Source organism: Flavobacterium sp. (genome assembly GCF_031409475.1).
In the GTDB taxonomy this organism is placed as follows: Bacteria; Bacteroidota; Bacteroidia; order Flavobacteriales; family Flavobacteriaceae; genus Flavobacterium.
This window is the reverse complement of sequence record NZ_JANNXH010000062.1, coordinates 23,301-44,841: the sequence shown is the minus strand read 5'-3', so window position 1 is coordinate 44,841 and position 21,541 is coordinate 23,301. Positions and strand designations below refer to the sequence as shown.

Genomic DNA, 21,541 nt, shown 5'->3' with positions numbered 1-21,541 from the left:
AATAACAATTCATGCACCGCTTACAATGTTAACGAATTCAATAGCATAATACAACAAATGATAAATTTTATCTTTGCTGAATTATGAAAAACTTCGCAGAAAATTAACCTCAAAAAATTAATTAAGAGCAAATAAACATGGATCAACTAAAAACAATAAAAATAAAGAACGGCGACCAATGTAATGTAACTAGCGGAACCCACAAAGGAAAGTCTGGCATTGTTCAGGACTTAAATACAAGCCAAACGGGAGCTACAACGATAACCGTTTTGCAGAAAAATGGAGTTCGATTTAAAACACTTGGTAAAAACGTAGAAGTGGCAAAGTATTAATAAAAAAGTACGATGACACTTGTTTTATTTAGGCAATTAAGGTTCAAACTACGAGGTTTGTACTTTTGAACCCGCCAAAACGCGAAGCTCGAAAACTATTTTTAGCCCTAAGCTATACGAATATCCTAATATTTCTCGTTTCTGTAGAAATGAATTCCTGTATTTTATTAAACTAGGTGTCGATTTATTAAAAAAACGAACATTTAAATTAATGGGTATTGATTCGAATTGTTTATTATTATATTTGCACGCAATTTTAATTAAATGTATAAAAGCTTTTATTTACTATTTTTATTTCCTTTTATGATTCTGAATGCTCAGATTCATGAAGTAGGTGTTTTTCTGGGTGGAAGCAATTACATTGGAGATGTTGGTCCTACGACCTATTTTTCGCCTAACGAACCCGCCATAGGATTATTATATAAATGGAATAAAAGTCCAAGACATGCATATCGCTTTTCGTACATGCAATCAAAAATAGCTTCGAATGATATAGATTCAAGTGAACCTAGCCGAAATCAAAGAGGGTATCGTTTTGAAAACAGTATAAAAGAACTATCTTTCGGGCTTGAATTTAACTTTTTTGATTTTAATTTACATGAAGGAAAAAGAAAAATTTCTCCTTATGTATTTTCTGGATTAAGCTATTTTAGACACGACGAATTGTATGTTTTATCAGGAGAAACGAAAAAAGAAAAAAGTAATGGATCAATTGCTATTCCTATGATTGTAGGTGTAAAATCGAATATTACACCTCAATTCATTTTAGCTTTTGAACTTGGAGCTCGATATACATTTACTGATAATTTAGACGGAAGCAATCCAAATAATGAAAATTTAAAATTGTTGCGTTTTGGAAATATAAATAATTCAGATTGGTATGTTTTTACAGGTATAACCTTGACGTATACCTACGGAAATAAACCATGCTATTGTGCAGATTGAAAAATGAATTTAAAAAATACTATAGATACTACAAACTTGCCAAAACATCTAGCCATTATTATGGATGGGAATGGTCGATGGGCAAAACAAAAAGGACTTTTACGAGCTTTAGGTCATGAAAACGGAACAAAATCTGTAAAAGTAACTATCGAATATTGTGCAAAATTAGGAATAGAATTTCTTACATTATACGCTTTCTCTACAGAAAACTGGAACAGGCCACAACTAGAAGTTGAAACTTTAATGAAATTATTAATAAATTCACTAAAGAAAGAACTTAAAACCTTACAAGACAATAATATCAAATTAAATGCAATAGGGAATTTAGAAAAACTACCTAAATCTGCCCAAAAAGAACTGCTAGATGTTATTTCAAAAACTAAAGACAATACAAGAATGACATTGACTCTTGCATTAAGTTATGGTTCCAGAGAAGAAATCGTAAATGCGGTTAAAATCATTAGTAATAAAGTTAAAAATAATATAATTTCAATAGATACTATAGACGATTCAATTATAAATGAGCATCTTTACACGCAAAGTTTACCAGATGTAGATTTATTAATAAGAACAAGTGGCGAACATAGAATAAGTAATTTCTTATTATGGCAAATAGCCTATGCAGAATTATATTTTACTCCTATACTATGGCCTGATTTTAAAGAAGAAGATTTATATGAGGCTATCATTAGTTATCAAAAAAGAGAACGACGATTTGGAAAAACAAGTGAACAAATTAAATAATTTTTTAGTGTTAAATAAAAGCATAAAAGCAGTCCTTACTGTATTGATTTTTGGAAGTTTTTTTCAAATAAAAGCACAAGAAAGAGTTCCCTTTGATCAAGGAAAAACATATAAACTAGGAGCGGTAAACATTGTTGGAAAAATAAGTTTTAATGCACAAACAGTAGTGACTTTCGCAGGCCTAGAAAAAGGGCAAGAGGTTACTGTTCCTGGCGAAGAAATTAGTAATGCAATAAAAAAACTTGGTAAATTAGGGCTTTTTGATGAAATTTCATTTTATGTAAATAAAATCGAAAACGACAGCATCTACCTTGATTTATTCGTTGAAGAATTACCAAAACTAAACGAAGTTAAATTTGTAGGCGTAAAGAAAAACAAAACCGAAGGTTTAATAAAAGATAACGACCTTAACAAAAGTAAAGTAGTAAATGAAAACCTAATTACTACCACAAAAAACTACATAGAAAATAAATATAAAAAAGACGGTTATTTTAATACCAAAGTAACCATAAATACCGTTATTGATACTTCAACAGTTAACCAAGTCAATATGGTTGTGAAAATTGATAAAGGCGAAAAAGTAAAAATTGAAAAAATAGATTTTGTTGGCAATACGAAAGTTTCAGACAAAACCTTACTCAATTCAATGAAAGATACCAAGCAAAAAAAACTTACTCGAGTATTAAAAGCTTCAAAATTCATTAAAGACAAATACAAAGCCGATTTAGAAAAAGTAATCGCTTCCTACAAAGAAAAAGGATATAGAGATGCCAGAATAATTTCAGATTCCGTAACCTATAACAAAGACAAAAACACGCTCAATGTAAAAGTAAATGTTGAGGAAGGAAATAAATACTATTTTGGGAATATTAAATTTTTAGGAAACACAGTCTACACAGATCAAGGTCTTAATAGCTTATTAGGCATCAAAAAAGGAGAAACTTACAACGGAGTTCTACTTGAAAAAAGAATTGCAGATAAATCAAAACCAGATAGCGAGGATATAACCAATTTATATCAAAACAACGGATACTTATTTTCAAACATTAATGCAGTCGAAGTTAAAACTGCAAACGACACTATAGACTTTGAAATACGAATTAACGAAGGTCCAATAGCTTACTTTAACAAAATTACTGTAACAGGGAATGATAAAACAAATGACCATGTAATTTACAGAGAAATACGAACTAAACCAGGAGAAAAATACAACAAAGATTTATTGATAAGAACCATTCGTGAAATAGGACAACTAGGATTTTTTGATCCAGAAACTATAGAACCAAAATTTAAAAATGTAGATGCTGCGGCTGGAACTGTAGATATTGAGTATCCATTAACCGAAAAAGGTGCCAGTCAAATAGAGCTTCAAGGTGGTTATGGTGGCGGTGGTTTCATAGGGACTTTAGGATTGTCATTCAATAACTTTTCGGCAAGGAATCTTTTCAAGAAAGAAGCATACAAACCTCTACCCATGGGCGATGGACAAAAAGTATCGCTACGATTACAAGGCAGTACTTATTTTCAAACCTATAGTTTATCCTTCTCTGAACCATGGTTTGGAGGAAAAAAACCCGTGTCATTTAGCACTTCATTGTCTTACAGTAAACAATTTTTAAATAATTTTCAAACACAACGAGCCGATAAAACCAAAAGTTTTAACATTATAACATTATCTGTAGGATTATCAAAAAGACTTACCGTTCCAGACGATGATTCCTATTTATCGCAAACTTTAAGCTACCAGCACTATGATTTAAATGACTACAATACCGGTTTATTTACTTTTGGAAATGGAACTTCAAGAAACTTTGCATACACCATTGGTTTAACTCATACGAACAAAGGTAACAACCCTATATTCCCAACTTATGGTTCTGAGTTTAGCCTTTCGGCAAAATTGACACCACCATATTCCTTAATTAATGGAACAAATTATGCGACATTAGGAGATAAAGAAGAATATAAATTAAAATATCAAGGTACAGCTCCATATCAAGGTCCAAATGGTCAAATTGTTAATACAGGTGATTATTTAGAAGCAAGTCCTTCGGCAACAAATCCACAACCAAATAAAGTAGCTACTTATCAAGAGGCGGCTGCAGATCCTGCATTAGTAGATCAAAAGAAATTTGATTGGTTAGAATATTATAAAATAAAGTTCAAAGCGGATTGGTACACCAAAATTTATGGTAAATTAGTGCTTCGAACATTGACTGAATTTGGATTTTTAGGAGCATACAATCCAGATCGAGGTGTAGTTCCCTTTGAAAGATTTTTTCTAGGTGGTGACGGATTAGCAAATTTTGCCATGGATGGTAGAGAAACCATTCAGTTGAGAGGTTATCCTAACAACTCGTTAACTCCAACTGGTGTTAATGGAGAACAAAATGGAGCTACAGTTTATAACAAATTTTCGTTAGAACTACGTTATCCTATAACCTTAAAACAATCAGCGTCAATCTATGCATTAGCATTTATGGAAGCAGGTTCGTCTTATGAAAATTTTAGAGGATACAATCCTTTTGCGTTGAGTCGTTCTGCAGGATTTGGATTGCGTGTATTTATGCCCGCTTTTGGTTTGCTAGGCATCGATTTTGGTCATGGATTTGACAGCACAACTCCAGGAGGAAAAGCAAATGGTTGGGAAACACATTTTATTATAGGGCAGCAATTTTAAAAAAATTGATATATTTTCTAAAAACCTAATGTTATGAGAAAAACACTTTTATTTCTATTTTTAGCCGTTATTGTAGTAAATACAAATCAGGCTCAAACCAAAGGAACCAAAATAGGTTATATTGATATGGAGTACATTTTACAAAATGTCCCCGATTATACAGAAGCACAAAATCAATTAGAGTTAAAAGCGGAGAAATGGAAACAAGAAATTGAATCCAAAAAAATAGAAATCAATAAACTTAAAGAAGCACTCAAAGCAGAAAAAGCCCTATTGACTAAATCGCTTATCGAAGAAAGAGAAACAGAAATAACCTTTCTTGAAAATGAATCTTTAGATTATCAACAAAAAAGATTTGGCCCTAATGGAGATTTAATGACGCAAAAAATTGTATTGATAAAACCAATACAAGATCAAGTGTTCACTATAGTTCAAGATATTGCAACAACAAAAAAATATGACTTTATATTCGATAAATCATCCGATTTAACAATGCTTTTTGCGTCAAAAAAATACGATATTAACGATCTCGTATTGCGAGTTTTAAATCGTACTGAAAAAAGAGAGCAGCTTACAAAAAAACAACAAGCAATAGAAGATGCTAAAGAAGCTAAAGAAGATGCACTAGACGAAAATCCAGTTTTGGCTGATCGAAAAAAAGCATTAGACGAGAAAAAAATTACAAGAGATCAAATTATTGCTGACAGAAAGCTTGCTCAAGAAGAAAAGAAAAAAGGATTTGATGAAAGAAGGCAACAATTACTTGCGGATAAAGAAGCTAAAAAAAATGGCGCCGTTTCTTCAAATACTAAAGTTACAGACAGCAAAATCCCAGCGGTTGATGAAACAAAAGCAGAGCAACAAGCCGAAGCCAAGCAAAATTTAATTGATCAAAGAGCCAAAATTCTCGAAGATCGTAAAAAAGTAATTGAAGACCGTAAAAAAGATTTAGAAGAAAGAAGGATAAAAGCGCTTGAAGAAAGAAACGCAAAAAAAACGGGAGCAGCAAGTACTACTGATACAAAACCAGAAGAGACGAAAGAACCTTTGGCAAATGCTACAAAAGCCTCACAACTTGCAGAATCTAAACAAAAAGCAATTGATCAAAAAGCCAAAACAATTGAAGATCGCAATAAAGTAATCGAAACTCGTAAAAAAGAAATCGAAGAAAAAAGAAAACAAATACTCGAAGAAAGAGTTTCTAAAAAAAGTGGCACGGTTTCTGAAAGTCCTAAAAAAGTAGATACAACTTTAATCGTAAAAGATTCTGTAAAAGTACCTACGAAAAGTCTAGCAGAAATTGCTAAACAAAAACAAATCGACGCAAGAAACAAAGCTTTAGAAGATCGCAAAAAAATAATTGAGGATCGCAAAAAACTTTTAGAAGAAAAAAGATTAAAAATACTTGAAGATAAAGAAGCTTTAAAAAAAGCAAAAGAAGAGAAAATTAAAAATAACTAAAGAGAATACAAACAATAATTAATTACTAAATATTTTAAAACGATGAAACAATTCAAAACTTTACTAATTGCTGCAATACTTATTTTAGGAGCCAGCCAAACAATGAATGCACAAGCAAAAACAGCACATGTTGATGTAAGTGAAATTATGTCAAAAATGCCAGCAATGCTAGATGCACAAAAACAGTTGGAGAAATTGAGTGTAACTTATGATGCAGATTACAAAAAAATGGCAGAGGAATTTCAAGCTAAATTAAAAAAGTATGACTCCGAAGTAGCAACAGTTTCTGAAGCAATAAATGGAGAACGTCAAAAAGAAGTTCAAGACATGCAAAAAAGAATTCAAGATTTTGGTCAAAATGCTCAAAAGGAATTGCAACAAAAACAAGAAGATATCACTAAACCAATCTACGAAAAAGTAAGAGCTTCTATTCAAAAAGTAGGAAAAGCTAAAGGTTTTCAATATGTGCTAGATGGCGCAACACTTTTACTCGCAGACGGACCAAACATAACTGTTGATGTAAAAAAAGATTTAGGTTTTTAATATAAAATCATTTCATATAAAACTGCTCACCAAATAAATTGGATTGAGCAGTTTTTTTTTGATTAAATATAAATTAATAGTATATTTATTGCATAGCACGTAACTTTATTTCAATGCATAATAATCAACCAATAGGAATTTTTGACTCTGGAATAGGTGGAACTTCCATCTGGTCGGCTATAAATGAATTACTGCCTTATGAGAAAACCATTTACCTTGCAGACAGTAAAAACGCTCCCTATGGTCAAAAATCAAAGGCCGAAATTATTGCACTAAGCATAAAAAACACAGAACTACTACTTGATTTAAATTGTAAAATAATTGTAGTAGCATGCAATACAGCAACAACAAACGCTATAAGAGAATTAAGAGCAAAATACACCATCCCTTTTATAGGAATTGAACCCGCAATAAAACCTGCAGCTATTCATTCAAAAACGCATACTATAGGAATTTTAGCCACACAAGGCACTTTAAATAGTGCGCTTTTTAACAAAACTACTGAGATGTTTCACGATACTAAAATTATGGAACAAGTAGGTCATGGATTAGTTCAACTTATAGAAAGTGGAGACATTAATTCCCCCGAAATGACTCGATTACTTAATTCCTATCTCAATCCGATGATCGAAGCCAATATTGATTATCTTGTTTTGGGTTGCAGTCATTATCCCTATTTAATTCCTCAAATAAAAAAAATACTGCCAAAAAACATTCAAATTATTGATTCTGGACAAGCTGTTGCAAAACAAACACAGAACATATTACGCGAAAAAGTAGGGTTTTCATCAAACAATAACAATAAGAGTGAGTCTCTTTTTTATACCAACACAAACCCAAAAGTACTCACAGAAATTTTAGAAAATAAATACAATGTGATAGAAAAAGATTTTTAAGAAAAAATTATTCCTCTTTTTTAAACCAACCCGAATACATGACATAATTGTTTGAAATTCGCTCAATTTCTCCAGCAAAATCAGACTGATCAATGTCCTTTACCTTCTTTGCAGGAACACCTGCATAAATACTTCCTGAAGGTACAACGGTGTTTTGAGTAACAACAGCACCCGCAGCAACTATAGCATTGCTTTCTACAATACAATTATCCATTACAATTGCTCCCATTCCTATCAACACATTGTCATGAATCGTGCAACCATGCACAATTGCATTATGACCTATGGAAACATTATTGCCTATAATTGTTGGGTGTTTTTGATACGTACAATGAATAATAGCTCCGTCTTGAATATTTACTTTATTGCCAATTTTTATAAAATGTACATCGCCTCTAATAACGGCATTAAACCAAACACTACACGAGTGACCAAAGGTTACATCTCCCACAATAGTAGCGTTTTCGGCAACATAACAATCTTGAGGTACGATTGGTGTTTTTCCGTTTACTGATTTTAGTAACATTTATTTTTGGAAATTAATTAATGGCCGGACAGTAACACTCGTATTTTTCGCGTTTGCAAAACAGGTTAATTCCCAAAGTAATTTGATGATATGCTCCATTATCGAACTTTACGGCACCCGAAAGCTGAGAATAAGTATAGGCAAACATAAATTTATCAAAATTTACTCCAATAATTGGTGTAATATATTGCAATTTTTGAACTGAAACACCGCTACCGTTTTGATATTCGGCACCATCAAAACTTCTACGATAGGATAAACCGCCCCAAAGTTTTCCAAAGTCTAATTCTTTGTAAACTTTCAAATTCAAGTCAATAGATTTCTCTTTCGTTTTTTCGACAAGTTGAAACAATATTGAAGGTTCCCATAAAAGTCGATCTTTATTTCCATATACATAACCTGCGCTCAATAAATACTTTCTTAAATTATCACTTTCATATTGAGAATAAATGTCTCTTCTTGTTTCCAATGCGTTTTTAACAGTAGCATGAACATAATAATCTAAATAAAAATACGAAGCGCCAAAATCCACATTAAAATAGGAATCTTTTTGAACTATCGTTCCATCAATTATTGGGTCAAAATCACCTGATTGTAAAAAGGCAGTTTCGTCAAGTTGACTTTGAATTAAACCCGCACTTAAACCAAAAGACAATTGATTTAAGTCAATTTCATCTCTAGAAAATAGGATGTGGTGTGCGTAAGATAATTTAAAACCTTTTTGAGAATGATACCCATTTTTATCATTAAAAATTATAATTCCTGCACCATCTTTTTCACTTACTCTTCCATTAAAACTCACCGTTTGAAGTGCTGGAGCCTCAGATTGATCAAACCACTGTTTTCGTGCTGTAAAGCGTAGCTTCGAACAATTTGCTGCGCCAGCCATTGAGGGATGAAGCAAATAATAATTATCCGATAAATAATCAGAATACACAGCAATACCTTCTTGGGAGAAAGAATATTGAGATAGTAAAAAAACGATTATAAAAAACTTAATTTTATGAAACATTCAAATAGAATTATGTTTAAATAATGAAGCACTATTTTAGTTAACGCAAAAAAAGAAATAATATTTAAAATCTTACGAATTTAAAGTTAATTTATTCATTAAAAAACCAAATATAGGTATTAGTAGAAAATAACTTCGTTAAATTTGTAAAAAATTTCAGTAATCATGTCAAAAATAACAATAAAAGAAACACAAAATCCAAGCATCTTAAAATTTGAATTTGAAGATTTTATTACAAAAAACGAAAGTTTTGAGTTCAAAAACATTGACGAAGCCCATAATTCTCCACTTGCACAGCAATTATTTTATTTGCCATTTGTAAAAACAGTCTATATATCTGGGAATTTTATTGCTATAGAGAAGTATAACATTGTCGAATGGGAGGATGTGAAATCAGCCGTAGCAGAACAAATAGAATCATTTGTGTCCAATGGTGGAATAATTATTTCTGTTGAAGAAACTAAAACCAAAAAACAACCCATCACCGTTTATGGCGAATCAACTCCTAATCCAGCAGCATTAAAATTTGTGGTAAGCAAAATGCTGACTAAAAACTCTGTTGAATTCAAAAATATAGATGAAACAGCCGCATCACCTTTGGCAAAAGAGTTATTCAAATTTCCGTATGTAAAAGAGGTTTTTATTGATGAAAATTATATTTCTGTAATCAAGTACGAAATCAATGATTGGCAAGATATAACCTTAGAATTGCGCAGTTTTATTAAGCAATATATCGAAAATGGCGGGATTGTATTAGACGAAAGTTTACTCGTTGCCAAAGGAATTTCTGAAGATGCAAAAGCTCAAGATTTTGACAAACTCGATGTCACGTCGCAACAAATCATAAACATTCTTGAAGAATATGTAAAACCTGCAGTTCAAGCAGATGGCGGAAATATTCTTTTTGAATCCTACAATGAAAACGACAAAACCGTAAAAGTTATTCTACAAGGTGCATGCAGCGGATGTCCATCATCGACTTTTACTTTAAAAAGTGGCATCGAAAATATGCTTAAAAGCATGTTAAACGATGAAGCCATTAAAGTCGAAGCAGTAAATGCATAATGTTTTAGTTCCGAGGCTTCGGAAGCAGGTTACTGATTACAGATTGTAGATTAAAAAATAGGATGATCCGATACTAATACAAAAAAGAAAAACTTGCCACAGATTTCACAAATTCATACTGATTTATTTAAATTTTGAGTATTTACTCTAAAATCTGTGTGAATCTTTGAAATCTATGGCAAAAATCATTTGTACAACTTAATGAAAGCCATTAAAAAAACTAAAAATGAACAAACTTTCACTTGAAACCAGTCCTTATTTATTACAACACGCCAACAATCCAGTACATTGGAATGCATGGAATGCAAACTCATTGGCTCAAGCCAAAGAAAATAACAAATTAATTATAGTAAGCATTGGCTATTCAGCTTGTCATTGGTGTCACGTAATGGAGCATGAAAGTTTCGAAAATCATAATGTTGCACAAGTTATGAACACACATTTTATCAATATAAAAGTCGATCGTGAAGAACGACCTGATGTAGACGCAGTTTATATGAAAGCCGTTCAAATCATGACTGGTCGTGGCGGTTGGCCACTTAATATTGTTGCGCTTCCAGATGGAAGACCAGTTTGGGGTGGAACCTATTTTAGAAAAGAAGAATGGATCGATACGTTAGATCAATTGCAGGAACTGTATCAATCTAAACCTGAAAAAATGATTGAATACGCTGAAAAACTTCATCAAGGAATAAATTCGCTCGGAATTGTTCAAAATGAAAATGGCATCGCAAGTGAAATTGACGAACAAAATCAAATAATGCTTTTAGTCGAAAAATGGAAACACTATTTCGATTGGGAATTTGGCGGCATGGCGAGTTCTCCCAAGTTTATGATGCCCAACAACTATCATTTTTTGATGCGTTTTGGACATCAAAACAATGATGCAAAACTTCTTGAATTTGTAAATCTAACCCTCACAAAAATGGCTTATGGAGGTGTTTTCGATACCGTTGACGGAGGATTTTCACGCTATTCGGTAGATCATAAATGGCATGTTCCCCATTTTGAAAAAATGCTTTATGACAACGGTCAATTGGTTTCTTTGTACAGTGATGCCTATAAATTAACTCAAAATCCACTCTATAAGGAAGTTGTTGAAAAAACGCTTTTGTTTGTAGAAAAGGAATTAATGAATACCGAAGGCGGATTTTATTGCGCACTTGATGCCGATAGTTTGAATGCCAAAAATCATTTAGAGGAAGGTGCTTTTTATGTTTGGAAAATTCCTGAATTAAAACTGATTATTGGCAAAGATTTCGATTTATTCAGCCAAGTTTTTAACATCAATACATTTGGTTTATGGGAACATGAAAATTATGTCTTAATTCAAAATCAAAGCCTAGAAACAATTGCAAAACAAAATAAAATCACAACTTTTGAACTCGAAAACAAAAAGAGAATTTGGGAGAATAAACTTTATTTAGAAAGAGAAAACCGCCAAAAACCAAGACTAGACGATAAATGCTTAACTTCCTGGAACGCCATAATGCTCAAAGGATATGTTGATGCATACAAAGCATTTGGCAATAGTAATTATTTAGATTTAGCCCTTAATAATGCTTCTTTCATTATTAAAAATCTTTGGTCAAGTGATGGGAATTTATTTCATAATTACAAAAATAAAAAAAGTACTATCAACGGGTATCTTGAAGATTATTGTTTTGTAATTGCAGCATTTATTGCTTTATATGAAGCGACTTTTGACGAAAAATGGTTGCATAATGCTAAGCAACTAACCGATTATAGTTTGGAACATTTTTACGATACCAAAACAGGATTTTTTGCCTTTACCTCAAATTTAGATGACGCATTAATCACATCGCATTATGAAACCGAAGACAATGTAATTCCCGCTTCAAATTCAATGATGGCAAAAAACTTATTCCAATTGGGGATTTATTTTAACCACACACATTATGAAAATGTGAGTCAAAAAATGTTACAAACAATTTTATCAAGCATTGAATATCCGTCAGCTTACTCCAATTGGATGGATTTAGCTTTGAATTATTCCAATAAAAATAAAGAACTCGCCATTTGTGGCCCAAACGCTTTGGCTTTTGGCAAAGAAATAAATCAAAAATACATTCCCAATATTATATTATCCGGAACCCATAAAAACTCAAATCTTCCGTTCTTGCAATCGCGTTATCAAGAAAATAAAAATGTTTTTTATTTATGCGAAAACAAAACTTGTAACCAACCTGTATCCAGTTTTGAAGCGATATTGAAAAAAATTATGTAATATTGTACTTTAACCAATAAAATTCAAACAAAATGGGAATAGGTAGTTTTTTTAAAGGATTGTTTGGCAAAGCCAATATTGATGTAGATGCATTAGCAGATAAAGCACAAGATTTTGCTGGAGAAGCAATTGAAAAAGGAAAAGTTATAGCCGGTGATTTAGTAGAAAAAGCAGAAGGTTTTGCTGATGTTGCTAAAGAAAAAGTAAACGAATATGTTCCTGCAGCTAGCGAAACCATTAATAATCTGGTTGATACAGTAAAAGTAAAAGCAGGAGAAGCAATTGAAACCGCAAGCACTTTTGCAGAAAATACCGTTGAAACTGTTAAAGAAAAAGTAGCTGATTTAACTAGTGATGAACCAAAAGCTGCTGACGAAAACGCTGATTAGTTTTTTGGTTTTGTTATCAAAAAATCTTTTAAATAATAAGGTTCAAAATAAGCGACATCTACAGTGTCGTTTTTTTTGTGTTTTTCAAAACTCAACAAACTCATTTCCTTTGCCGAAGGATATTTGATTTCTTCCAAGAAAACAAAGTTTTCTTTAGTTAAAATGGTTTTGCATTTCTGGGAGCAATCACCAACAAAATAAAGCGTTCCCTGAACATCTTCAAAGGAATTTTCAGTGATGATTTCGGCTTGAACTTCACGTAATTTATCAAAAGTTGAGGAAAATATTGCACTGTATACTTCCATTCTTCGCGCATCAATCATAGGAACAATTAATCCGTCTGAAACTGCTACTTGTCTTGCCAGAATTTGCAAAGTATCAACAGCAATCAACGGGATATTTAGTGCATAACACAATCCTTTTGCTGCTGAAACACCAATACGTAATCCTGTATATGAACCTGGACCTTGACTGACAGCTACAGCAACAAGATCTTGAAAAGTAATTCCTGCTTTGTTAATTATTTCTTCAATAAATACATGCAACCGTTCTGCGTGAGAATAGCCTTCTTCGGCAATTTCTATACAAATTATGGTTTTTCCCTCTTTTGCAAGAGCAACAGAACAGTTTTTGGTAGCGGTTTCAATATTGAGGATATACGCCAATTAAAGTGAATTTAGGATTGCAAATTTAGTATTTATTAACCATCAATACTAATTTCTATTTCTTCTCATCAGATTTAATTTTTTCTTTATCGGTTGTAACTTTATCTCCCGAATTTAAATCTTTTGCAACAGTTGTGTAAGGTCCAGTGATAACAACATCGCCTTTTTTAAGTCCACTCAAAACCTCAATATTTGTATCGTCTTGAATCCCAGTTTTTATAATTCTTATTTTTGCCTTATTACCTACTTTTACAAATACGCATTCTAATTTTTTTTCGCTTTTAGGTGCTTTTTCCTCTTTAGATTCAGAATCTTCAACTTTAAAATCTTTCACAGCTGTTGTATCGGTTTTTACTACAACAGAACTTATTGGCACTGCTAATATGTTTGTTTTTGTTTTAGTAATGATATCAACTGTCGCAGTCATTCCGGGTCTAAATGGAGAATAGGTAACTGGTTTTCCTTCTAACAAATCTTGATACGAGTCTTTTACAATACGTACTTTCACTTTAAAATTTGTTACTTGATCTGCTGTCAATGTAGTACTTGCGGAATTAGAAATACTGGTTACGATTCCTTTAAACTGCTTTTTTAAATAAGCATCAACCTCAACATTTGCTTCATCTCCTACTTTTATTTTTACAATGTCATTTTCATTTACATCAACTTCAACCTCCATATTATTCAAGTTTGCTACTCTAAGAATTTCGGTCCCTGTCATTTGTTGTGTCCCAAGAACACGCTCACCTAATTCCACATTTAGCATCGAGATTGTTCCGTCTGCAGGTGCATAAATAGTTGTTCTTCCCAGATTATCTTTGGCTTCATTTACTGTTGCCGTTGCGCTTTGCACATTATAATAGGCAGATTGTTTTGTTGCTTTTGCCACTTCAAATGAAGCTACTGATTTATCCCAATCTGATTTAGAAATAATTCCTTTATCGTACAAGGTTTTACTCCTATCGAAATTCGATTTAGATTCTTTAAACTGCGCGTCGGCTTGACTTAAACCTGCTTTTGTCCCGGATAAATTTGAAACAGAACGGTTGTAACCCGAAGTATATAAATCTGGATTTATTTTTACTAATAAATCTCCTTTTTTAACAACTTGTCCTTCTTTTACGTTCAAAGAAATGATTTCTCCAGAAACTTCAGACGAAATTTTCACTTCAATTTCAGGCTGAATTTTTCCTGTTGCCGATACAGTTTCTATAATTGTAGTTGCATTTACATTTGTTATTTCTACAGATTTCCCTTCGTCTTTGTTGCCAATAATTCCTTTTTTAGAAAGTGTAATTAATGTGCCAATGATTAATATAGCTGCTCCAATTATGTAATAAATAGTTTTTTTTGACATGGTAATTAGTTTTTAATGATAGCAATTCCAAAATAGAATTCCAATATTTTTATTTTAAAGATATAATCGTATTTAGTTCGAATCACTTCGGATTGTGAGTTTGAAAGTAAAGTTTGTGCTTGATTAAATTCGAATGAATTCATTAATCCTACTTCATATTTTTCTTTGGCATAATCGTACGCAGATTGTCTTGCTTCGAGAGCGACAATAGCGGATTCATAGGTATTCAAAGCGCCATTAGCATCCGTAAATGCGGTATACACATTTCTTTGTAGGTTAACTTCTTGTTGTTGCAAGGCTATTTTTGTTTTCTCTAAATTTACTTTGGAACGTGCTACATTATTTCTAATTGAAAATCCATTAAAAATAGGAATTGACAATTGCGCGCCAAAGGATTGTCCTTTATTATCGCTAAATTGATTCCAAAAAGGCGGTGCTGATTGTGTCCCAATCAAAGTGCCATTTGAAGAAAACAAAGGAAAGTCAGCATAAGATACACGACTGTTAAAATTATAAAACCCTTGCAAGCTAGGCTGAAAACCGCCTTTGGCTATAGCCAAATCTTTCCTAGCGATTTCTAAATTTGTTTGGGCAATTTTAAGTTCAGTTCTATTTTCTTTTGCTTTATCATAAATTGCTGTAGGAGTTTGAGTTAGAATGTTGTTCTCATCTTTAGCATTTGTATCGTCTATAACATCAAAATTTTCAAAATCGGGCAATTGTAATAATTGAACCAAGCTTAATTTTGAAATTAACAATGCATTTTCGGCAGAAACGATTCTTTGCTTGTCTGCTGCAACTGTTGCAACTATCTCTAATAAATCACCACGAGGAATTGTACCTGCTGACACAAACTCTTGTGAGCGTTTGAGTTGTTTTTCATTTATTGCTAATTGTTGCTTTTGAACTTTTAGGCTTTCTTTACTAAAAAGCACTTGCAAAAAAGCATTTGCTACGTTTAATGAGATGTCTTCTTGCATTTTTAACAATTGGTATTTAGAGGCCACAATTGCAAGATTCGCTCTACGCAACCTGTTTTGATTTTGCAAACCTTTATAAATATCCACACCCAGACTTGCACCAGCCGAAGTGTATTGTGTGGTTTGATTTTGCAAAAGCCCAGTTGTAATGTTTTGGTTTAAACCAATATTCCAGGAATGTGACGCATTTGCATTAAACGATGGAATAAAATTTCCAATAGCTCCTTTTTTATCTATATCAGCGGATTTAGTATCTAACTCGGTTTGTTTTATTGAAATGTTATTTTGCAATGCATATTTTACACATTCTTCCAAAGTCCATTTTTTAGTTTGCGCCTGAGTAGCAAAGCTAAAAACGAACAATAAACCCAAACTAAAAAAACTTTTTATTTTCATATTTATTAAATTAAGGTGTTGCAAAACCACCACAAAACAGATCGTTTTTTTTACTAATAATTTCCTTTAAAATCAATTAGACTTTTAAAATTTGAATTTGTTACAATAAAACTAAAAAATAGCGTTGTTTTGTTAATTTTGCACTTTCAATCTAAAATACAATGACAAAAAAACATTCGTTTCTATCGCTTTTACTCTTGATTCTTTTACAATCTAGTTGCGCCACATCAACTAAAATAGCTGCACTAAAACCAGAACCGGATGATGCTAGCCCATTGACTTACGACAACACGCCATCGTTTATTAATTTACCCATTAGCATTAAATTAAAAGATATTGAATATCAAACCAACACGTTATTAAATGGTTTAATCTATGAGGATAATGACATTACAGATGATGATATTGAAATGAAAATTTGGAAACTTGCTCCAATTACTATTGAGAATGCCAAAGAAAATGATGCGGAAAAGATAAAAACAGTTTTACCCTTAAAAGCAGTTGTAAAATATAGAATTGGAACCGAAAAACTAGGAGTAGCAATTTATAATACCAAAGAATTCTATTTCAACGGGACAGTAACTTTGATAAGCGAAGTGGGTTTATCCAATTGGAAATTAAATACCAAAACCGTTTTAAAAACATTAGAATGGAATGAAAGTCCATCGATGATGGTTTTTGGAAAAAGTGTACCGGTAACTTATTTAATTAACCCAACCATAAAACTTTTTAGATCAAAAATTGAAAGAAAAATAGACGAAGCTATTGCAAAATCTATGGATTTTAAACCTAATGTTCTAGAAGCTTTGGACAAAATTTGCACCCCTTTTCAAACGAGCGAAGCCTATGAAAGTTGGTTACGAGTTGTTCCAATCGAAATTTATTCCACCGCAGCGAAACTCAAGAACGATTCGTTCTTGTTAGAAATGGGTGTAAAATGCAACATGGAAACCTTGATAGGGCAAAAACCAGAATCAAAATTCGATGCCTCAAAAATAGTATTGAAAGCAGTAACCAAAATTCCTAATAAAGTTACGGCAAATATTGCTGCCGTTTCGACTTATGAAGAAGCTTCAAAAATAATGACTAAGAACTTTGCTGGACAGGAGTTTGGATCGGGAAGTAAAAAAATAACGGTCCAAAAAGTGGCCATTTGGCACAAAGAAGGAAAAATGATAATTGCTTTGGATGTTTTAGGAACTATAAATGGGACACTCTATCTTTCGGGTTTCCCACAATATAATGAATTGACCAAAGAATTGTTTTTTGACAAATTAGACTATGCTTTGGATACAAAAAATAAATTAATGCGAACCGCAAACTGGCTTGCCCAAGGATTAATTTTAAAAAAAATTCAGGAATCGTGTCGTTATTCTATCATCCCAAATCTGGAAGAAGGAAAGCAAAACATGATGCCTTATTTAAAAAATTATTCGCCTATGGCTGGAGTTTTCGTCAATGGAAAAATGGATGATATTCAATTTCAAAAAATTCAATTGACTAACAAAGCTATTATTGCTTTTATAAAAGTAAATGGCACTGTCAGTGTAAGTGTAGATGGGTTGAAGTAAGAGGGAAGTTGGGAGTTAGAAGAAGGAAGTTATCATTTTCATTACTTTATTCATTTTTTGGGGCAATTCACAATTAAATACAGATAAAATTGCATTATAAATTAAAATAATTTCATTGTATTTTTACTTTTATTGTAAACTACCCAAAACCCAAAACCGTGATTCAAAAAACATTCCTATTCTTCACAGTGTTTCTGCTATTTTCTTGTACAAAACCAATTCCAAAACTTGAAGAAGTTATCCCTTCAAAATCTCAAAATTGGAAATTTGAAGTTGAAAAAACCATACAATTATTTGGTCACCGCAATTGGATTGTTGTGGCTGATGGTGCGTATCCCAAACAAAGTAATCCCGCCATAAAAACCATTACAGTAGATGCCAATCAACTAGAAGTGGTTCAATTTGTAAACGAAGTTGTCAAAAAATCAACGCACGTAAGAGCCAATATTTTTGTAGATAAAGAAATGGCTTTTGTAGCTGAAAAAGATGCAAAAGGAATTGAAAATTACAAAACTGAACTGGGTAAAATCATAGATAAAAATGATATAAAAACCCAACTTCACGAGGCTATTATCAAAGAGTTAGATAACTCAGCCAAACTATTTGATGTGTTAATTATCAAGACTAATTTGAGCATTCCTTACACTTCGGTATTCTTTCAATTGGACTGTGGCTATTGGAACGCCGAAGCAGAAAAAAACCTAAGAACCAGTTTGTTGGCAAATTAATGAAAGTAAAAAAATCACAATATAGAAACATAGAAAAAAGGATTTGATAGCCCAAATATTTGGGTCCAACATAGCTATATGTACTCTCAAATAAAGTGGAACGACTTTTTATTATTTTTCTAACTATGTTTCTATGTGGTAAAAAAAACTAAAATTGAACTTTAAAAACCTAAGAACCAACCTAAACCAATAAAAATGAGTGATTCAAATAATTGTTGTGATCCCAATTCTGGATGTTGTTCGCCAAAAGAAGTTATAACAACCCCAATAGAAAGCGGTATTCTTAGAAGAGATTTTCTGAAAGCGATGGGATTAGCAACAGGTGGCGTTTTGATAGGTTTTCCTGCTTTTGGAATGAGCAATTCACAGTCCGAATATACTATTCCAGTCGATAAAGGACTGTCTGCTGAATGGTACAAAAGCTTGTACGAAAGAGGTAAGCCTGAAGTTTACACCGGAGCAACATTAGCCTATATTGGCATGCCCATTGGCGGAATTTGCACAGGAACAGTCTATCTTGGTGGCGATGGAAAACTTTGGTTATGGGATATTTTTAACGAAACCAAAGAAGGAATAGTTGACAAAACGTACAAAGATTGGCAAGGCAAAAAAGAGATAAAACCCAGAGATGGCGCTAATTTTATTTTCCCAGTAGCTCCAGAGTATCCTTTTGAGCAAGGATTTGGAATAAGAGTAATACAAAAAGATACCGTTTGGAATAGAAATCTGGACTTCAAAGGTTTTCAAGACATCAGTTTCAAAGGGCAATATCCAATGGCGGAAATCAACTATCGTAATGCTCAACTTCCTGTAACCATTGATTTGCAATCCTTTTCTCCCTTTGTTCCTTTGGATGTAGAAGCTTCGAGCTATCCAGCCACGATTATGCGTTTCACGGTTACTAATACGAGTAACCAAAAAGCAACCGTAGAACTTTCGGGTTGGTTAGAAAATGCGGTGTTGAATAATTCCGAAAATAATCAAGATTTAAAATTGGTCAATACCATCGAAAAAAAATCGGGCAATACGATTTTATCTTGTACCTCCGTGACCAATTCCGAAGAAGTAAAAAAACAAAGTGATTTTGGCACTATGGCATTAATGCTTTATAATTCGGGCAAAAAAAACAAAGCCGAAGCTGGAATTAAAATCAACAGCACGTTACTTTTTCCAGAAAACGAGCAAACCACCGCCGAAGCCAATCACGGGGAACAATTAGTTGGTGCCTTGAGCAAAACGGTGAAATTAAAACCTGGAGAATCTAAGGATATTACCTATATTATTAGTTGGTACTTTCCAAACCTAGTCTTGCCTCAAAACAAAAATTCAAAAGGAGAAAACAAAGGAAGATATTATAGCAAGCGTTTTAAAAATGCTGCAGCAGTCGCAACAGCTATTGCTAAAAATTTCGATGATTTATACACAAAAACCATTGCTTGGAAAAACTGTTTTTATGATGATGCCACTTTACCTCATTGGTTTTTGAACCGAACATTTGCCAACACTTCCATTTTAGCAACAGAAACCAGTTTCTTGCTCGAAGACGGTCGTTTCTGGGGTTGGGAAGGCATTGGTTGTTGTGGTGGAACTTGCACCCATGTTTGGCATTATGCCCAAGCATTAGGTCGAATTTTTCCCGAATTAGAAAAAAATTTAAGAGAACGAACCGATTTTGCTGTCATCGACAATGCATCTGGAGGGATTGATTTTAGAGGATCATTGGCTAATAAATATGCTGCAGATGGACAAGCAGGTGTGGTATTGCGTTCGTATCGCGATTATTTGATTTCTGAAAATAACGCAGCTTTTTTAGATAAAAATTGGGCTAACATAAAACGCACTTTGCAGTATTTAGTCGATTTAGATGCAGAAGAAGGAGGCGAAGCGAATGGTACTATTTTTGGGGAACAACATAATACTCTGGATGCAGAATGGTACGGAAATGTGCCTGTAATTACTTCGTTGTATTTGGCTGCATTGGCATCATCAGTAGAAATGGCAAAAGCTATGCAAGACACAAAAGCCGAAAAGGAATATTCCAGAATCCTAGAAGCTGGAAAATTAAATATCGAAAAATTGTTTAATGGTGAGTTCTTTATTCAAAATGAAGACCCAAAACATAAAAAGGCAATTGGTATTGGTTCAGGCTGTTACATTGACCAAGTATTCGGTCAAAGTTGGGCTTTTCAACTTGGACTAGGTCGTTTGTACAACAAAGAAATGATTCAAACTTCGCTAGAATCCTTGTGGAAATACAATTTTGTTCCTGATATGGGATTGCTACGAGACAGCATATCGCCCAAAAATAATGGAAGACCTTATGCCTTGTCAGGAGATGCAGGTTTAGTAATGTGCACATGGCCGAAAGGTGGCAAAAGAGACGATTGGGAAAAACATTGGCAGTTTGGTTATTTCAATGAAGTGATGACCGGTTTCGAACATCAACTGGCAAGTCATTATATTTGGGAAGATAAGTTGGATTATGGATTATCGTTAGTCAAAGCAGTACACGAACGCTACGGAGCAAACAAAAGAAATCCATACAACGAAATAGAATGTAGCGACCATTACTCCAGAGCAATGGCGAGTTATGGCGCTTTTATTGCCGCTTGTGGTTTTACCTACAACGGACCAAAAGGTCAATTGGGCTTTGCGCCAAAAGTAAATCCCGAGAATTTCAAAGCCGCTTTTACAGCAACAGAAGGTTGGGGAAGTTTACAACAAACCAGAACAGCGACGTCGCAAACCAACAGTTTAAAAATGGTTTATGGAAAATTAAGATTACAAGAAATGGAACTCGCGGTACCGAAAGGAAAAACAGCAAATAAGCTGGAAGTTACTGTAAACTCAAAACCTATTGCAGGCTCTTTTAAAAATGTAGACGATAAAACAGTGGTGGTTTTTGAAAGGCAAGAAGTAAAACAAAAAGATGTTATATCTATTGTAATAAAATATTTATCCTAAGACTACTAAATATAGAGCAGATTGGCTATTAAAATGGTA

Annotated in this window: 18 protein-coding genes; 13 read left to right on the top strand and 5 right to left on the bottom strand. The window is 33.0% G+C overall.

What is annotated here, in order from left to right; genetic code table 11:
* The first annotated feature begins 137 nt into the window (after positions 1 to 137).
* From RMO53_RS11040 to murI, 7 genes are all read left to right on the top strand, one after another.
* Positions 138 to 332 carry an RNA-binding protein gene (locus tag RMO53_RS11040; protein ID WP_310380562.1) on the top strand — a complete coding sequence of 65 codons (195 nt, stop codon included), beginning with the start codon at positions 138 to 140 and terminating at the stop codon, positions 330 to 332.
* 264 nt (positions 333 to 596) lie between these two features.
* Complete coding sequence (locus RMO53_RS11035) at positions 597 to 1,277, top strand: DUF6089 family protein (RefSeq protein WP_310380560.1); 681 nt, start codon at positions 597 to 599, stop codon at positions 1,275 to 1,277.
* Between the two features lie 3 nt (positions 1,278 to 1,280).
* Complete coding sequence (locus tag RMO53_RS11030; protein ID WP_310380558.1) at positions 1,281 to 2,021, top strand: isoprenyl transferase; 741 nt, start codon at positions 1,281 to 1,283, stop codon at positions 2,019 to 2,021.
* Complete coding sequence (gene bamA, locus RMO53_RS11025) at positions 1,954 to 4,701, top strand: outer membrane protein assembly factor BamA (protein ID WP_310380556.1); 2,748 nt, start codon at positions 1,954 to 1,956, stop codon at positions 4,699 to 4,701. Before RMO53_RS11030 ends, bamA begins: the two co-directional genes overlap by 68 nt.
* 33 nt (positions 4,702 to 4,734) lie before the next feature.
* Entirely contained in the window at positions 4,735 to 6,162 is a 1,428-nt protein-coding gene (locus tag RMO53_RS11020; RefSeq protein WP_310380553.1) for an OmpH family outer membrane protein, read from the top strand.
* A gap of 42 nt (positions 6,163 to 6,204) precedes the next feature.
* Positions 6,205 to 6,705 carry an OmpH family outer membrane protein gene (locus RMO53_RS11015; RefSeq protein ID WP_310380550.1) on the top strand — a complete coding sequence of 167 codons (501 nt, stop codon included), beginning with the start codon at positions 6,205 to 6,207 and terminating at the stop codon, positions 6,703 to 6,705.
* Positions 6,706 to 6,818: 113 nt separating this feature from the next.
* Positions 6,819 to 7,601 carry a glutamate racemase gene (gene murI / locus RMO53_RS11010; RefSeq protein WP_310380549.1) on the top strand — a complete coding sequence of 261 codons (783 nt, stop codon included), beginning with the start codon at positions 6,819 to 6,821 and terminating at the stop codon, positions 7,599 to 7,601.
* Positions 7,602 to 7,608: 7 nt separating this feature from the next.
* Here the strand turns inward: murI and RMO53_RS11005 are convergent, their stop codons facing one another.
* Positions 7,609 to 8,127, bottom strand: a complete 519-nt coding sequence (locus RMO53_RS11005; protein ID WP_310380547.1) for a gamma carbonic anhydrase family protein — start codon at positions 8,125 to 8,127, stop codon at positions 7,609 to 7,611.
* A gap of 13 nt (positions 8,128 to 8,140) precedes the next feature.
* Entirely contained in the window at positions 8,141 to 9,139 is a 999-nt protein-coding gene (locus RMO53_RS11000; protein ID WP_310380545.1) for a type IX secretion system membrane protein PorP/SprF, read from the bottom strand.
* A 165-nt stretch (positions 9,140 to 9,304) separates the two neighbouring features.
* Between RMO53_RS11000 and RMO53_RS10995 the strand changes: the two genes are divergently transcribed.
* The 3 genes from RMO53_RS10995 (at position 9,305) to RMO53_RS10985 (ending at position 12,841) form a co-directional block, all read left to right on the top strand.
* Positions 9,305 to 10,204, top strand: coding sequence for a NifU family protein (locus RMO53_RS10995; RefSeq protein WP_310380543.1), 900 nt, complete (start codon positions 9,305 to 9,307; stop codon positions 10,202 to 10,204).
* 226 nt (positions 10,205 to 10,430) lie between these two features.
* Entirely contained in the window at positions 10,431 to 12,452 is a 2,022-nt protein-coding gene (locus tag RMO53_RS10990; RefSeq protein WP_310380541.1) for a thioredoxin domain-containing protein, read from the top strand.
* Between the two features lie 32 nt (positions 12,453 to 12,484).
* On the top strand, positions 12,485 to 12,841 hold the full coding sequence (locus RMO53_RS10985) for a hypothetical protein (protein WP_310380539.1): 357 nt from the start codon (positions 12,485 to 12,487) through the stop codon (positions 12,839 to 12,841).
* On the opposite strand, the gene tsaB is transcribed toward RMO53_RS10985, so the two are convergent.
* The 3 genes from tsaB to RMO53_RS10970 are packed head-to-tail and all read right to left on the bottom strand — an operon-like array spanning position 12,838 to position 16,239.
* Positions 12,838 to 13,506, bottom strand: a complete 669-nt coding sequence (gene tsaB / locus RMO53_RS10980) for a tRNA (adenosine(37)-N6)-threonylcarbamoyltransferase complex dimerization subunit type 1 TsaB (RefSeq protein ID WP_310380537.1) — start codon at positions 13,504 to 13,506, stop codon at positions 12,838 to 12,840. The two genes, RMO53_RS10985 and tsaB, sit on opposite strands and share 4 nt — an antisense overlap.
* 55 nt (positions 13,507 to 13,561) lie before the next feature.
* Positions 13,562 to 14,863 (bottom strand): efflux RND transporter periplasmic adaptor subunit, encoded by a 1,302-nt coding sequence (locus RMO53_RS10975; RefSeq protein ID WP_310380535.1) that lies wholly within the window; start codon positions 14,861 to 14,863, stop codon positions 13,562 to 13,564.
* Between the two features lie 5 nt (positions 14,864 to 14,868).
* Entirely contained in the window at positions 14,869 to 16,239 is a 1,371-nt protein-coding gene (locus RMO53_RS10970) for a TolC family protein (RefSeq protein WP_310380533.1), read from the bottom strand.
* A gap of 161 nt (positions 16,240 to 16,400) precedes the next feature.
* On the opposite strand from RMO53_RS10970, the gene RMO53_RS10965 reads away from it, so the two are divergent.
* From RMO53_RS10965 to RMO53_RS10955, 3 genes are all read left to right on the top strand, one after another.
* Positions 16,401 to 17,810 carry a DUF4403 family protein gene (locus tag RMO53_RS10965; RefSeq protein WP_310380531.1) on the top strand — a complete coding sequence of 470 codons (1,410 nt, stop codon included), beginning with the start codon at positions 16,401 to 16,403 and terminating at the stop codon, positions 17,808 to 17,810.
* Positions 17,811 to 17,968: 158 nt separating this feature from the next.
* Positions 17,969 to 18,538, top strand: a complete 570-nt coding sequence (locus RMO53_RS10960; protein ID WP_310380529.1) for an RbsD/FucU domain-containing protein — start codon at positions 17,969 to 17,971, stop codon at positions 18,536 to 18,538.
* Between the two features lie 195 nt (positions 18,539 to 18,733).
* Positions 18,734 to 21,502: a GH116 family glycosyl-hydrolase gene (locus RMO53_RS10955; RefSeq protein ID WP_310380527.1), complete on the top strand. Its 2,769-nt coding sequence runs from the start codon at positions 18,734 to 18,736 to the stop codon at positions 21,500 to 21,502.
* Positions 21,503 to 21,541 lie beyond the last annotated feature (39 nt).

What these genes read in the sequence shown, in the direction of transcription:
- RMO53_RS11040 (WP_310380562.1), top strand. Translation starts at nt 138, where the DNA reads ATGGATCAACTAAAAACAATAAAAATAAAGAACGGCGACCAATGTAAT.
- RMO53_RS11035 (WP_310380560.1), top strand. Translation starts at nt 597, where the DNA reads ATGTATAAAAGCTTTTATTTACTATTTTTATTTCCTTTTATGATTCTG.
- RMO53_RS11030 (WP_310380558.1), top strand. Translation starts at nt 1,281, where the DNA reads ATGAATTTAAAAAATACTATAGATACTACAAACTTGCCAAAACATCTA.
- bamA (WP_310380556.1), top strand. Translation starts at nt 1,954, where the DNA reads ATGAGGCTATCATTAGTTATCAAAAAAGAGAACGACGATTTGGAAAAA.
- RMO53_RS11020 (WP_310380553.1), top strand. Translation starts at nt 4,735, where the DNA reads ATGAGAAAAACACTTTTATTTCTATTTTTAGCCGTTATTGTAGTAAAT.
- RMO53_RS11015 (WP_310380550.1), top strand. Translation starts at nt 6,205, where the DNA reads ATGAAACAATTCAAAACTTTACTAATTGCTGCAATACTTATTTTAGGA.
- murI (WP_310380549.1), top strand. Translation starts at nt 6,819, where the DNA reads ATGCATAATAATCAACCAATAGGAATTTTTGACTCTGGAATAGGTGGA.
- RMO53_RS11005 (WP_310380547.1), bottom strand. Translation starts at nt 8,127, where the DNA reads ATGTTACTAAAATCAGTAAACGGAAAAACACCAATCGTACCTCAAGAT.
- RMO53_RS11000 (WP_310380545.1), bottom strand. Translation starts at nt 9,139, where the DNA reads ATGTTTCATAAAATTAAGTTTTTTATAATCGTTTTTTTACTATCTCAA.
- RMO53_RS10995 (WP_310380543.1), top strand. Translation starts at nt 9,305, where the DNA reads ATGTCAAAAATAACAATAAAAGAAACACAAAATCCAAGCATCTTAAAA.
- RMO53_RS10990 (WP_310380541.1), top strand. Translation starts at nt 10,431, where the DNA reads ATGAACAAACTTTCACTTGAAACCAGTCCTTATTTATTACAACACGCC.
- RMO53_RS10985 (WP_310380539.1), top strand. Translation starts at nt 12,485, where the DNA reads ATGGGAATAGGTAGTTTTTTTAAAGGATTGTTTGGCAAAGCCAATATT.
- RMO53_RS10975 (WP_310380535.1), bottom strand. Translation starts at nt 14,863, where the DNA reads ATGTCAAAAAAAACTATTTATTACATAATTGGAGCAGCTATATTAATC.
- RMO53_RS10970 (WP_310380533.1), bottom strand. Translation starts at nt 16,239, where the DNA reads ATGAAAATAAAAAGTTTTTTTAGTTTGGGTTTATTGTTCGTTTTTAGC.
- RMO53_RS10965 (WP_310380531.1), top strand. Translation starts at nt 16,401, where the DNA reads ATGACAAAAAAACATTCGTTTCTATCGCTTTTACTCTTGATTCTTTTA.
- RMO53_RS10955 (WP_310380527.1), top strand. Translation starts at nt 18,734, where the DNA reads ATGAGTGATTCAAATAATTGTTGTGATCCCAATTCTGGATGTTGTTCG.